Here is a 12,773-nt window from a genome sequence, read left to right on the forward strand (position 1 = left end):
GGCACCTAGCTACTCGAATTAGCCAGTCTTGTTCAGAGTAATCGGAGGTTAACCTCTCTGGTCGAGACTTTGCACTCAGCCTGACCGGAGACGTGGAAGTTGTCCTTCCAGCTGACCGTCCTGAAAGTGCTGGCCGGCCAGCCCGCCGGGCGAGCCTCCGTTGCCGAAGTTCGGCACGCGGTCGAAATACTGATGAACAGCGGTAAAGACTGGACTGATCGCATGAAGCGATTGGCCGAACATGCGCCTGACCTGAATATCTTCTCGGCCAAATTTGTGGTTCGCGATGCGGAGGGCTGGGAGATCACGGAAGAGGGACGGCAATTCCTCGCCGCGCTTCAAACGGCGGTCGCTGTTCGAAGGTCGCCGCTTCGCCCAGTCGACGATCCGCCAACGAGCGAGCCCGCCGTAAGGAATGCGCTGAAATTGTCTGATCCTCCGCGCGGGCACCGGCGCAACGGGCCGCGGCGCCGTCGCGGGAAAGGTCGATCCAGTCGGCGTACAGCGTGAAGCATTACTCGCACAGCATCGATCTTATTTGCATTGGTTATTGATGGACATGGACATGAATGCTCTTCCGGACAGGCGAAAGTCCGTGCGTAATCCATCGCTAGACAATGCGTTGATCAGGTTTGGTGACCTGTCATTATGCTGTGTCGTGCGCGATATCACAGAGAGTGGCGCAGCGCTCAGGGCAGAAGATCCGCCATCCTCACTTCCCGAACAATTCACGCTTATCGTTCCGCCCAGCAGGACCTACTCGTGCAATGTCGTTTGGCGTAAAACCGACGCTGCCGGACATCCAGACCAATCTGGTGGTCCTGACCGACCGGCGCGCCTACCACCTCGAGTTGGTCTCAACCAAGCAGACCTACATGGCTTCGATCTCCTGGACGTACCCGACGGATACGCTGGTTGCACTTCACAAGCAGAATGCGATCGCCCAGGCAAACGAGGAGCGGGTCGCCGATCGCGGCGTGCGGCTCGATAGCCTGGACTTCCGCTACCGTATCGAAGGCGATGACCCACCATGGCGACCAGTGCGTGCGTTCGATGACGGCCGCAAGGTCTATATCCAGATGCCATCCGGCCTGTCGCAGGGCGAGGCGCCGCCCCTGTTCGTCGCGGGCGCCGATGGCCGTCCGAATCTGGTCAACTATCGCGTCAGGGGCTCCTACTACATCGTCGACCGCATGTTTGGCGCCGCCGAGCTCCGTCTCGGCGAGGATCCCCAGCGCATCGTCCGGATCATCCGCATCGATGCGCGGCCGGTGTCGCAGGCCGTCAGCAGTGGGAGCGCCTCATGACGAGTGGGGTGGATCGGGAGCCGCCGGAGCCTCTGGAGCTGCGGGCACGGCCGCGGTCCATCCGGCGGTTGAACAGGCGCGCGCTCATGATCGGCTGCGCTATCACTGCACTGTTCATCGCCGGAGCGACGATAGTTGCGCTCCAGCCGCTGCGGCCTTTGAAGCACGCCGACCGCGCAGAGCGCTTCAACACCGACCGGAAGCAAACGGCGGACGGCCTGAACAAGCTGCCGAGGTCCTACGAGGAACTTCCGCCGTCAACGCCACGGCTTGGACCGCCATCCCCGGGCGATATTGGACGAGCTTTTGCCGAAAACGAAAAGAAAGTCGGCATCGCGCCATCATCGGATCCAGCCTTCCGCAGCAACCCGGAAGAGGACGCAGAAAGGGCGGAGCGCATTCGGCAGGTGCGCATCGCGCAGCAGGCGAGGGAATCGGGCTTGTTCTTCCGACTGTCGGAAAAGCAGGACAAGCGAAAGCAGGCCGGTGTCACGGACGTGGCAGCCAGCCAGCCGTCCCCGTTTCGGCCGCCGGCGGCCGATTCCGGGCCGTCCGCAGCGGAACTTGCGAAAACCGCGCGGGCAATGGTCGATCGATCGGACGAGATCGTACCCTCGTCGCAGGCACGAAAGCTCGCCTTTGTGGGAGCGAAGGCCGACACCGAGACCACCAATCCGCACGCGGTCGTCGCCGCGCCCTCCAGCTATGCCGTGATGGCTGGGTCGATTATTCCAGCGAGCCTGGTGACGGGGCTGAATTCGGACCTGCCGGGAGCGACGATCGCTCAGGTCACGGAGAACGTCTATGACACGGTAACGGGCGAGCATCTGCTGATCCCACAAGGGACGCGGCTCGTGGGCAAGTACGACAGCGTCGTCGCCTTTGGCCAGAAGCGGGCACTGGTCGTCTGGACGCGACTGATCTTGCCGAACGGAAATTCGATCGTGATCGAGAACCTTCCGGCCACGGATGTTGCCGGCTATGCCGGGCTCGAGGATGAGGTGGATTTCCATACCTGGCAACTGCTCAAGGGCGTGGCTTTGGCGACGCTGATCGGGGTGGGTACACAGCTCTCGATCGGAAATGACGAGAGCGATCTCGTGAAGGCGTTGCGGGAAAGCACGCAGCAGACAACCAATCGTGCGGGCCAGCGCCTGGTGGAGCGCCAGCTCGACGTGCAGCCGACAATCACGGTCCGACCGGGATGGCCGCTACGGGTGATTGTTTCTAAGGATCTGGTGCTGAAGCCGTACGAGGACGTTCAGACGGTCGCGAAGGGCAGGTGAAATATGAAGCTTGCGAAACTGCCTGATCGAACACCCGTGAGGATGAATCTTGTATTGGCGCCGAGCTTAGCGAAGCGGCTGCGGGAGTATGCTGATTTTTATGCGGAGACTTACGGCAGCAAGGAGGAGGTTGCCGAACTGATCCCGTTCATGTTGGAGGCATTTCTCGATAGTGACGCGGATTACAAATCGAGGCAAAAGGATGACAAACGTAAAAAATCGAGCCGACTGGACTGCTTGCAGGGCTTGCGTGAACCGGCGAACGACTCGGCCTGAGGGTTTAGGTCGTCCTTGCGAGAGTAGTCAGAGCTGAGGCTCCGCCGGAGCCCGCGTCTCCGCTTGATTCAACCCCTGCTGATGGGTCACCTCCGCGCAGCTGTTGTAGTCGAGTCGGACCCGTAGCTAACGCGGAAAGGCCCGGCAGCGATGCCGGGCCTTTTTTTCTCTTGAGCGCTGAACGGTTGGGCTCAGAAGTCCATGCCACCCATCCCGCCGCCTGGGGGCATCGCGGGACCGCCGGCGTTCTTCTTCGGCAGCTCGGCGACCATCGCTTCCGTGGTGATCAGGAGCGCGGCAACCGAGGCAGCGTTCTGGATCGCGGTACGGACGACCTTGGTCGGGTCGATGATGCCCTTGCTGACGAGATTGACGTACTCACCGGTCTGACTGTCGAAGCCGAACGCGTACTGATCCTTCTCCAGGATCTTGCCGACGATGACGGAACCATCCTCGCCCGCGTTGATCGCGATCTGGCGAGCCGGAGCCGACAGCGCCTTGCGCACGATCTCGACGCCGGTCTTCTGGTCGTCGTTCTTGGTGCGGATGCCCTTGAGATGTTCGGAGGCCCGGAGCAGGGCGACGCCGCCGCCCGGCAGGATGCCTTCCTCGACAGCCGCGCGGGTCGCGTGCATCGCGTCATCAACGCGATCCTTGCGCTCCTTCACCTCGACCTCGGTCGCGCCGCCGACGCGGATCACCGCGACGCCGCCTGCGAGCTTGGCGAGACGCTCCTGCAGCTTCTCACGGTCGTAGTCCGAGGTGGTCTCCTCGATCTGCGCCTTGATCTGGGCAACGCGGGCGTCGATGTCGGCCTTCTTGCCGGCGCCGTTGACGATCGTGGTGTTCTCCTTGTCGATCATCACCTTCTTGGCGCGACCGAGCATCTGCAGCGTGACGTTCTCGAGCTTGATGCCGAGGTCTTCCGAGATGGCCTGGCCGCCGGTCAGGATCGCGATGTCCTGCAGCATGGCCTTGCGGCGATCGCCGAAGCCCGGAGCCTTGACGGCCGCGACCTTCAGGCCGCCGCGCAGGCGGTTGACGACGAGGGTGGCGAGGGCTTCGCCTTCGACGTCTTCGGCGACGATGACCAGCGGCTTGCCGGTCTGCACCACGGCCTCGAGCAGCGGCAGCAGCTCGTTCAGCGAGGAGAGCTTCTTCTCGTTGATGAGGATGTAGGCGTCGTCCATTTCAACGCGCATCTTGTCGGCGTTGGTGACGAAGTAGGGCGAGATGTAGCCGCGGTCGAACTGCATGCCCTCGACGACGTCGAGCTCGGTCTCGAGCGACTTGGCTTCCTCGACCGTGATCACGCCCTCGTTGCCGACCTTCTTCATGGCGTCGGCGAGGAACTTGCCGATCTCGGCATCGCCGTTGGCCGAAATGGTGCCGACCTGGGCGATCTCCTCGTTCGAGGTGACCTTCTTCGAGTTCTTCTGGAGGTCCGCAACGACGGCTTCGACCGCGAGGTCGATACCGCGCTTCAGATCCATCGGGTTCATGCCGGCGGCGACCGACTTGGCGCCTTCACGGACGATCGCGGCAGCCAGCACGGTCGCGGTGGTGGTGCCGTCGCCGGCAGCATCCGCCGCCTTCGACGCCACTTCGCGCACCATCTGGGCGCCCATGTTCTCGAACTTGTCCTCAAGCTCGATCTCCTTAGCGACGGCAACGCCGTCCTTGGTGATGCGGGGCGCGCCGAACGACTTCTCGAGGACGACGTTGCGGCCCTTCGGGCCGAGGGTGACCTTCACCGCATTGGCAAGGATGTCCACGCCGCGTAGCATGCGATCGCGGGCATCGACACCTAGTTTGACCTCTTTAGCTGACATGTTTGTCCTCCCTGAATTGAAATTCGTCTCTCACCTGCGAGGCAGCATCGGCAGGCGCTCCTCAGAGGTAAGCGTTTGCGGCGGTCAGCGTTAGGCCGCCTTCCTGGAGCCGGCCACGTTGGTGAGAACGCCCATGACGTCGCTCTCCTTCATGATCAGAAGCTCCTGGCCGTCGATCTTGACCTCGGTGCCGGACCACTTGCTGAACAGGACCCGGTCGCCTACCTTGAGGTCAATCGGGATCAGCTTGCCAGCTTCGTCGCGACCACCGGGACCGACGGCGATCACTTCCCCCTGGGAGGGCTTTTCCTTGGCAGTATCCGGAATGATGACGCCGCCAGCGGTCTTCTCTTCGGCGTCGATGCGCTTGACCACGACGCGGTCGTGAAGCGGACGGAATTTCATGCGATCCTCCTTGGCTTTTTGATTATTGCTGGGTTGGCAGTCGCAATGAGCGAGTGCTCACCGGTCCTCACATAAGTCCGTGACACTCCGGCGCAAGGGGACCCACGTCGCCTGTTGGTCTTGGTGTCGAACCGCGCCCCTCACTTTGACTACGGCTGTTCGCGGGAGATCGGACGTGGTTGCGGGCATACCAAATCGACGCGAGTGACCCGACGCGGAAGTCGGTCCTAGTACAACGCCGGCTCAATATGCTTTGATGCGCGGGTTAGGACTGAGATAGATGGGTGGCTGATGTACATGTTCATTCGAAAGTACACCAACGTTCGCTCGGTTGCTGACGCTGCTCGCCGCGCCAAAAGTGGCATCGGTCAGATCCTAAGGGAATCGCACGGATTCAGATCCTATTACGTATTGGATGGGGGCGATGGCGTCGGTGTAGCTGTGATGATATTCGAGGACCGCGAAAGCGCCAATGCCGCGAACGATAAAGTTCTGGATTTCGTTCAAGCAAGCCTGCATGACCTTAATCTTGGAGACCCTGAAATCATTGCCGGGGAAATTTTGGTGAAAATAGAATCTGATGCGTAAGTCTTCCGCGCGTCGGTTGTCGCGGGAGGATCGTGCGCGGCGGTGCTGACGGACAATGTATCCGATTGCATCATCGCGGCTGCGTTGGCCGCATCCCAATCCGCTAACGAGCTCGAGGTCGCTTTCGGAGACCAAATACGTATCTCCCGAACCAGACGGGGTATTCCATTGGTCTGTGCAGTCTATCGCAATTCAGCATGCCAAGCTCTCTCAAGGTGTCGCACGACGTCCACCCGCGCGGAAGGCGGACTGACATGTGGTCGCACCCCATGCGGGTAAGACTGAGTCGGGTGCGGTGCCCGCTGCGGCGCCGTTTGCTGAAGGAACTGTCCCGCCGCCGCCGTCTTTCATACTCCTTCTCGAAAGCGTATTGTTTCGATCAAACGAGCTCACTCTGCAGCGCGGTCGTTCAGAGTATCTTGTTCTTCGATTCAAGAAGCTCTCAGCAACGAAACGCGGGGAACGCTCATGACCGGCGCAAGGCTGAAACATTACGGCTGGGGACGGGAAGGCGAAGGCATGAGCGCGGAAGAGCGGGCGTTTGTCCTCGGCCGCTACCATGCCAAGTTTGGCGCCCGCGAATTCGACACGGTAACTGTTCCCGGCCTTGAAGAGCTATCCTTGCGGGAGCCGCGCGTGGTGCTGCCAGCTTCGCTCACGCCGTTCTGCACGACCGAACGCTACGACCGCGCCGCGCACACTTACGGCAAGTCCTATCCGGATTACGTCAGGGCCATGCTCGGCGATTACGGTTGCGCGCCCGATATCGTGGCCTATCCACGCAACGAGACGGAGATATCGGCTGTCATGGACTGGGCGGGGTCCGTCGGTGCTTCGCTGACGCCGTTCGGGGGCGGATCCAGCGTGTGCGGTGGCGTCGAGCCGCTGGCCGATGGCATCAAGCACAAGGCGGCCGTCACGTTAGACCTGCGCAATCTCTCCAAGGTCGTCGAAGTCGATCCGGTCTCGCGCGCCGCATTGATCGACGCCGGCACCTATGGGCCATCGCTGGAAAACCAGCTCAAGCCGCACGGCGTCACGCTGCGGCATTTTCCGCAGAGCTTTGAGTATTCGACCTTGGGCGGTTGGATCGCAACACGATCGGGCGGCCACTTCGCCAGTCTCTACACCCATATCGACGATTTCGTTGAAAGCCTGCGTGTCGTGACGCCGGTTGGCGTCGTGGAGACGCGCCGGCTTCCCGGCTCGGGCGCGGGGCCGAGCCCCGACCGCATGTTCATTGGCTCGGAAGGAATCTTAGGCGTGATCTCGCGCGCATGGATGCGATTGCAGCCGCGTCCAAAATTCCGCGCCGGCACATCGGTTCGCTTTCCCACTTTCTTCGATGCCGCGCGCTCGGTGCGTGCGGTGGCACAAGCCGGCCTCTATCCCTCCAATTGCCGCATCCTGGATCCGCAGGAGGCGTTCAACACCGGTGCGTCCGACGGCAGCTCCGCCATCATGGTGCTTGCATTCGAATCGGGCGATCATTCCCTGGACGCCTGGTTCAAGCGTGCGCTCGAATGCTGCGCCGACCACCGCGGGACACCGGAGCCCGCAGAGGCCGGCGACGCGCATCTCGAAGGCGCGGCAGGCATCTGGCGCAACGCGTTCATTCGCATGCCCTATGCGCGCGAATTCTTGGCGCCCGTTGCTATCATCAACGATACGTTCGAGACCGCCATCACCTGGGATCGGTTCGAAAGCTTTCACGATCAGGTCAAGGCGGGAACAGAACAGGCGATTCTGCAAGCGACCGGAGTGAAGGGTGAAGTTACCTGTCGCTTCACCCACGTCTACCCGGACGGGCCAGCGCCCTACTTCTCCTTCCACGCACGCGGTCGGCACGGTGCGCTGCTCGCGCAGTGGAAGGCCATCAAAGACGCGGCGAGCGACGTGCTAATCGCGGCAGGCGGCACCATCACGCATCACCATGCCGTCGGCCGCGATCACCGACCCTGGTACGACCGGCAGCGGCCACAGCTTTTTGCCGCCGCGTTGCGGGCCGCCAAGCGCGAACTGGATCCCCACGGCATGCTCAACCCGGGTGTCCTGATCGATCCTTAGGCGGGTGCCGTTGACGCGGGTGTGGTGACCTCAGGATCTACTTGGACGAGAGAGTTGGAAGGCAATTTTGATCGCCGTGCTAGGCGTGGATATTTTCGCCGAAGCGTGGCTCAAACGCTCGGTCCGTGGTTCGCTAAGGCCCGCTGTCTGTCGGCCTCACGCTGGCGCGTAGTCAGCGCCACGACTGCGCCAGTTGTGGCGAGGACCTGAATCGTGGCGACCCATCAGGAGTCGTTTGCGCGGGTCGGTTTCATCGGCAAGGAGATATCCGCATTGCATTGCTTGGCGCCTATAGCGGACATACCAGCCAGTCGGATTGATGTCCGCCTTCAGAGGCGAGCACACATCCTAGCTCGCAACCAGCGTAGCCATGAATTGATCTATTGAGGGCTGCGCAGCCTTTTGCATTTTATGCAGGTCTTCAGGTTTGAGATTCGTATAACGCCGGAGCATGCGCCAGTCCTTGTGGCCGGTCACCATAGCGACTTGCTGGATTGAAAATCCGGCTTCAAACAGTCGGCTCGTCCCTTCATGGCGGAGGTCGTGAAAGCACAGATCATCGATATCGATTGCCTTGCACGACCTGTGGAAGGCGGCACCAACCGATTTTGAATGGTGAGGAAATACTCGCCCAACGCCGCGCGTGACGATCCGTTGCTCAAGAACGAGTTGCCATGCGTCATACCCCGTCGAATTGAGTAACGGGACTTTCTGATGGTTTCCGTCCTTTCGTCGCGGATCCTTGCGGTCCCGAATAGTGACTGTTCGCTTCGTTAGATCGACGTCAGACCACTCTATCCGGCTAATCTCGGCTTGGCGCATTGCAGTCGCTATTGCGAAGCGAATAATTCGACCGAGCGGTAGAAATTGTTGAGGGTTAGACTCCGCATACCCGATCAATCGATCCAATTCGTCCTGCGTAGGGCGACGATCACGCTCGTTCGATTTTCCCACGAGATTGAGGTGTTTGAGCGCAGCTTTGGCCAGCTGAACGTTCTCAACGGAGACGTCGATGCCATGGACCGCCGCAGCGTGGAGGAGGATCGCTCGAATAAACGAGAAGTCGATCGCAAGAGTGGCTGGTCCAGCGCCTTGCGAGGCTCGCTTCCGACCAAATTCGATCAATCTCTCACGGCTTAGGTCTCTCAGGTTAACGCGTCCAAGAGAAGTTTTGAGCGCCTTAAGCACCATCGACTTCGATCGTCGAACCGGCTTGCCAACCTGGGCAAGATCGTCGAGGTGCAATGCGATCAAGTCGGAAAAGATGCGCGGTTGCTCGCCAAACTTGGAACGTCGGACCGCGGTTCCCCGATCGATGGAACGCTCGGCTTCGATTGCCCACTCTTCAGCGTCGCGTCGCCTAATGAACGTATTTGCGATGTACTGGCGTTTTCTCCTGACCTGGACCCGCCAGCTTCCAGACCCCAGCTTCGTATAAGTCGGCATTTGCGTGTGCACTCCGTCCGTATTTCGTGTGCTCTACGTGTGCACCGCGAGGTCAAATGCGGTACAAACCAGCGCAAATTTGGCTAGTTTGGAGTGCACACAGAGGGGGTATGTTCCTCTTCTAGTCCTTTGAGAGTGTAGGATAACTTCTTGAATAATCAAGATTATCGGTTTTGTACCGCGCCCATGATGGACTGGACCGACCGGCATTGCCGGGTCTTCCATCGGCTGATGTCGCGCCGGGCGCGGCTTTATACGGAGATGCTGACGACCGGCGCCATCATCCATGGCGATCGGGCGCGGCTGCTCGGCTTCGACGCCAGCGAGCATCCGGTGGCGCTGCAGCTCGGCGGCTCCGATCCGCGCGATCTTACGACCGCCGCGCAGATCGGCGAGGAGTTCGGTTACGATGAGATCAATCTCAATGTCGGCTGTCCCTCCGATCGGGTGAAGGATGGCCGCTTCGGCGCCTGCCTGATGGCCGAGCCCGCGCTGGTCGCCGAAGGCGTTGCGGCGATGAAGTGTGCGGTGCGGATTCCCGTCACGGTGAAATGCCGGATCGGCATCGACGACCAGGATCCGGAAGTCGCGCTCGACACGCTGGCCCGCGGCGTGATTGCCGCGGGCGCGGATGGGCTTGTCGTGCACGCGCGCAAGGCCTGGCTGAACGGATTGTCGCCGAAGGAGAACCGCGACATCCCGCCGCTCGACTACGATCGGGTGTATCGCCTCAAGGCGGCGTTGCCGCACGTGCCCATCATCATCAACGGCGGCATCACGAGTCTCGCCGAGGCAAAGCGGCATCTGGCCCATGTCGATGGCGTGATGTTGGGGCGGGCGGCCTATCAGGAGCCATGGCGGCTGCTCACCGTCGATTCCGAGCTGTTCGGCGAGACGCCGCCGCACGCCACGATGAAGGACGTGTTCGCGGCGATGCTGCCCTATATCGAGCGGCAACTTGTCGAGGGCACCCGGCTGCATTCGATCACGCGGCATTTCGTCGGCGCCTTCCATGGTGTCCCCGGTGCGCGTGCGTTCCGCAGGTATCTCGCGGAGAACGGCGTTCGGCCGGGGGCTGACATCGACGTGCTGCACGAGGCGATCGCACGCGTTGACGATCGCGCGCCGGCGGCGGTCGCGGCCTGAGCGCGCTGGTTTAGAGCCCCGTTCCGATGGAATCGGAACGGGGCTCTGGATTCTCATTTTGACGCGTTTTCTTCACGCCAACCGGTATCCACTTCGCTCGAAAACGCTCTAATGCTTGCGCTGACGCCGCGTGACGTCTTGTGCGATCTTCAGGAAATTGAACAGATGCGGCATCCGGTTGTCGCGCCGGTAGTTCAGCGACAGTGCAGTGCCCGGATTGTGTCCCTCATAGGCGCGGTAGGCGACGCCAGGCCGCTCCGCCTCCGAGACCGATTTCGGCACCAGCGCGATGCCGACGCCGACCGACACCAGGCTGATTGCGGTCTGGTAGTCCTGCGCCAGCACCTGCGATTTCGGAATGAAGCCTTCTTCGAGGCAGATGTTGAGGATGTGGTCGGCGAAGCTCGGGCGCGGCTTGCGCGGGTAGAGGACGAACGTTTCGGCCCTCAGCGCCGCCAGTCGCGGGATCTGCTGATCGAGCAGGGGTGAAGTATCTGACAGCGCGAGGATCAGCGGCTCCTGCAGCAGCGGCTCCGACTTCAGCTCCTCGTCGTCGAGCGAGGGCCGGGCGATGGCGATATCGATCTCGCGCTGGATCACCGCGCGCTTCTGTTCGGCGTTGTTCATCGCCGACAGCGCGAGCTCGACGTCAGGATAGGCCGAACGAAACGCCTGGATCACGCTCGGCAGCACGCCATAGGTCGCCGATCCGACGAAGGCGACGCGCAGATGCCCGGAAAAGCCTTCGCCGATCCGCTTGATCTCGCGGTGCGTCCGGTCGAGCCGCTCCAGCACGTCGCGCGCCCGCTCCAGCAGAACGCTGCCGGCCTGGGTCAGCCGGATCTGGCTGCGGCTCCGGTCGATCAGCATGACGCCGAGATCGCTCTCGAGTTGCGCGATCTGCCGGCTAAGCGGCGGCTGCGCGATCGCAAGCCGCGACGCGGCACGGCCGAAATGCAATTCCTCGGCGACGGCGACGAAATAGACCAGTCGCCTGAGATCCATGACATCGTCGCGATCGGTCACGACTAGCCGAACGCCTGTTCGCGCGCTTCCAGGGAAGCCGCGGAAAAATCCTGCCGGGTTCGATATCGCGTGGTCATCAGCGCACGATCGAGATGGTTCCAGCGCAAAGACTGGGCGTGGGTCCCTGGATTGTCAATTGTCCGCGGGAACGGCGCCATCCGGCTAGTCCTTCCGGGCGAAGGCGCGGATCTTGTCCTCGTCGACCTCTACGCCGAGACCGGGGCCATCAGGGACACAGATCTCGAACTCGTCGAATCTGATCGGGTTGACGACCAGATCCTCCACGAGGATTCGCGGACCGAAATGCTCGGTGCCCCATTCGAGCCTGGGCAGGGTGGCGAAGGCGGCGAGATGTGCCGCTGCGCCGATGCTGCTCTCCAACAGGCAGCCGCCATAGAGCTCCAGTCCGTGCGCGGCCGCGACCGCAGCGGCGCGCTTCATCTCGAACAGGCCGCCGCTCTTCACGAGCTTCAGCGAGTAGACGCTGCCGCAGCCCATCGCGCCCGCGCGCGCGATGTCCTCCTTGGTGAAAGCCGCTTCGTCCACCAGCAGCGGAATCGAGGTGCGGGCCGCGACACGCGCCATCGCTTCCAGTTGCAGCGCCGACACCGGTTGTTCGATCAGGGCAACGTCCAATTCCTCCAGCGCGGGCATGAAGCGGACGCATTCGGCCTCGGTCCAGCCCTGGTTGACATCGACGATCAGGCGCACCTCCTCGCCGAGGCCGTCACGCAATGCTTGCAACCGCTTCAGATCGGCCTGCGGCCGGTTGAACCCGAACTTGATCTTGAACTGGCGGTGTTCGCGGCGCCGCAGCTTCTCTTTCGCTTCTTCCACCTCCTGGCCGCTGTCGCCCGACGCCAGCGCCCAGATCACCTCCATGCGTTCGCGCACCGCGCCGCCGAGCAGCGCGCTGGCGGGCAGGCCCAGCGTCTTGCCGGCGGCGTCGAGCAGGGCGGACTCGATCGCGCCCTTGGCGGCGAAATTGCGGGTGGCGGCCTTGCTCATGCGCAAGGCATTGGCTTCGAAGGCGAGGGCAGGCTGTCCGAGCAGCGCCGGCGCCAGATAATTCGTGACCGCGGCCTTGATCGACTCCACGCTCTCCTCGGCCCAACGCGGCCCGCCGAGCGTCGAGGCTTCGCCGATGCCCGTCACGCCGTTATCGAGCAGGACGCGCACCAGCACGTAACCCTGATGCGTGACTTCCGTGTTCGAGAGCTTGTGCCGGCGGCGGGTCGGCGCCTCCACGATGGTCGCGCGGATGCTGCGGATCGCAGTGTCCTTTGCGTGAGCCTGCACTCGCTCCACGGGCTCGGCGATTTCGATCACGGCACGACTCATATGTCCTCGCAGGTCAGTTCAGAATGAGCCCTGCCAGGCTGGTGGAGCCTGGC

The 12,773-nt window shown here is 62.1% G+C and carries 12 protein-coding genes and 1 pseudogene; 8 read left to right on the top strand and 5 right to left on the bottom strand.

What is annotated here, in order from left to right; genetic code table 11:
- The first annotated feature begins 99 nt into the window (after positions 1–99).
- The 5 genes and pseudogenes from ACE10X_RS18055 (at position 100) to ACE10X_RS18075 (ending at position 2,869) form a co-directional block, all read left to right on the top strand.
- On the top strand, positions 100–510 hold the full coding sequence (locus ACE10X_RS18055) for a hypothetical protein (protein ID WP_155258738.1): 411 nt from the start codon (positions 100–102) through the stop codon (positions 508–510).
- A gap of 55 nt (positions 511–565) precedes the next feature.
- Positions 566–736, top strand: a pseudogene (locus tag ACE10X_RS18060) (PilZ domain-containing protein); the annotation flags it as partial.
- Positions 678–1,307: a P-type conjugative transfer protein TrbG gene (gene trbG / locus ACE10X_RS18065; protein WP_375764442.1), complete on the top strand. Its 630-nt coding sequence runs from the start codon at positions 678–680 to the stop codon at positions 1,305–1,307. The pseudogene ACE10X_RS18060 and the gene trbG, both read left to right, overlap by 59 nt.
- A complete protein-coding gene (locus ACE10X_RS18070) occupies positions 1,304–2,593 on the top strand; it encodes a TrbI/VirB10 family protein (protein ID WP_304555866.1) in 1,290 nt (429 codons plus the stop codon). The genes trbG and ACE10X_RS18070 overlap by 4 nt, the downstream gene beginning before the upstream one ends.
- A gap of 3 nt (positions 2,594–2,596) precedes the next feature.
- Complete coding sequence (locus tag ACE10X_RS18075; RefSeq protein WP_051003395.1) at positions 2,597–2,869, top strand: DUF2274 domain-containing protein; 273 nt, start codon at positions 2,597–2,599, stop codon at positions 2,867–2,869.
- 191 nt (positions 2,870–3,060) lie between these two features.
- Here ACE10X_RS18075 and groL read toward each other — a convergent pair whose 3' ends face one another.
- Positions 3,061–4,701, bottom strand: a complete 1,641-nt coding sequence (groL, locus tag ACE10X_RS18080; protein WP_304555864.1) for a chaperonin GroEL — start codon at positions 4,699–4,701, stop codon at positions 3,061–3,063.
- 90 nt (positions 4,702–4,791) lie between these two features.
- Positions 4,792–5,106 carry a co-chaperone GroES gene (locus ACE10X_RS18085; protein ID WP_028344525.1) on the bottom strand — a complete coding sequence of 105 codons (315 nt, stop codon included), beginning with the start codon at positions 5,104–5,106 and terminating at the stop codon, positions 4,792–4,794.
- A gap of 291 nt (positions 5,107–5,397) precedes the next feature.
- Between ACE10X_RS18085 and ACE10X_RS18090 the strand changes: the two genes are divergently transcribed.
- Positions 5,398–5,694: a hypothetical protein gene (locus ACE10X_RS18090; RefSeq protein ID WP_028344526.1), complete on the top strand. Its 297-nt coding sequence runs from the start codon at positions 5,398–5,400 to the stop codon at positions 5,692–5,694.
- Positions 5,695–6,162: 468 nt separating this feature from the next.
- Positions 6,163–7,761: an FAD-binding oxidoreductase gene (locus tag ACE10X_RS18095; protein WP_038384009.1), complete on the top strand. Its 1,599-nt coding sequence runs from the start codon at positions 6,163–6,165 to the stop codon at positions 7,759–7,761.
- Positions 7,762–8,109: 348 nt separating this feature from the next.
- Here the strand turns inward: ACE10X_RS18095 and ACE10X_RS18100 are convergent, their stop codons facing one another.
- A complete protein-coding gene (locus ACE10X_RS18100; RefSeq protein WP_028344528.1) occupies positions 8,110–9,207 on the bottom strand; it encodes a site-specific integrase in 1,098 nt (365 codons plus the stop codon).
- A gap of 186 nt (positions 9,208–9,393) precedes the next feature.
- Here ACE10X_RS18100 and dusA point away from each other — a divergent pair, with 186 nt between their 5' ends.
- Positions 9,394–10,353 (top strand): tRNA dihydrouridine(20/20a) synthase DusA, encoded by a 960-nt coding sequence (gene dusA, locus ACE10X_RS18105; protein ID WP_038384010.1) that lies wholly within the window; start codon positions 9,394–9,396, stop codon positions 10,351–10,353.
- A gap of 108 nt (positions 10,354–10,461) precedes the next feature.
- Here the strand turns inward: dusA and ACE10X_RS18110 are convergent, their stop codons facing one another.
- Together ACE10X_RS18110 and ACE10X_RS18115 are read right to left on the bottom strand one after the other, a co-directional pair.
- On the bottom strand, positions 10,462–11,379 hold the full coding sequence (locus tag ACE10X_RS18110) for a LysR substrate-binding domain-containing protein (protein WP_338132068.1): 918 nt from the start codon (positions 11,377–11,379) through the stop codon (positions 10,462–10,464).
- A 162-nt stretch (positions 11,380–11,541) separates the two neighbouring features.
- Positions 11,542–12,708, bottom strand: coding sequence for a muconate/chloromuconate family cycloisomerase (locus tag ACE10X_RS18115; protein WP_244435757.1), 1,167 nt, complete (start codon positions 12,706–12,708; stop codon positions 11,542–11,544).
- Positions 12,709–12,773 lie beyond the last annotated feature (65 nt).

Source organism: Bradyrhizobium sp. Pha-3 (assembly GCF_042258325.1).
Lineage (GTDB): Bacteria > Pseudomonadota > Alphaproteobacteria > Rhizobiales > Xanthobacteraceae > Bradyrhizobium > Bradyrhizobium elkanii.

Bases quoted from the DNA above. Each gene is read 5' to 3' on its own strand.
- ACE10X_RS18070 (WP_304555866.1), top strand. From the start codon at position 1,304: ATGACGAGTGGGGTGGATCGGGAGCCGCCGGAGCCTCTGGAGCTGCGG.
- ACE10X_RS18075 (WP_051003395.1), top strand. From the start codon at position 2,597: ATGAAGCTTGCGAAACTGCCTGATCGAACACCCGTGAGGATGAATCTT.
- groL (WP_304555864.1), bottom strand. From the start codon at position 4,701: ATGTCAGCTAAAGAGGTCAAACTAGGTGTCGATGCCCGCGATCGCATG.
- ACE10X_RS18085 (WP_028344525.1), bottom strand. From the start codon at position 5,106: ATGAAATTCCGTCCGCTTCACGACCGCGTCGTGGTCAAGCGCATCGAC.
- ACE10X_RS18090 (WP_028344526.1), top strand. From the start codon at position 5,398: ATGTACATGTTCATTCGAAAGTACACCAACGTTCGCTCGGTTGCTGAC.
- ACE10X_RS18095 (WP_038384009.1), top strand. From the start codon at position 6,163: ATGACCGGCGCAAGGCTGAAACATTACGGCTGGGGACGGGAAGGCGAA.
- ACE10X_RS18100 (WP_028344528.1), bottom strand. From the start codon at position 9,207: ATGCCGACTTATACGAAGCTGGGGTCTGGAAGCTGGCGGGTCCAGGTC.
- dusA (WP_038384010.1), top strand. From the start codon at position 9,394: ATGATGGACTGGACCGACCGGCATTGCCGGGTCTTCCATCGGCTGATG.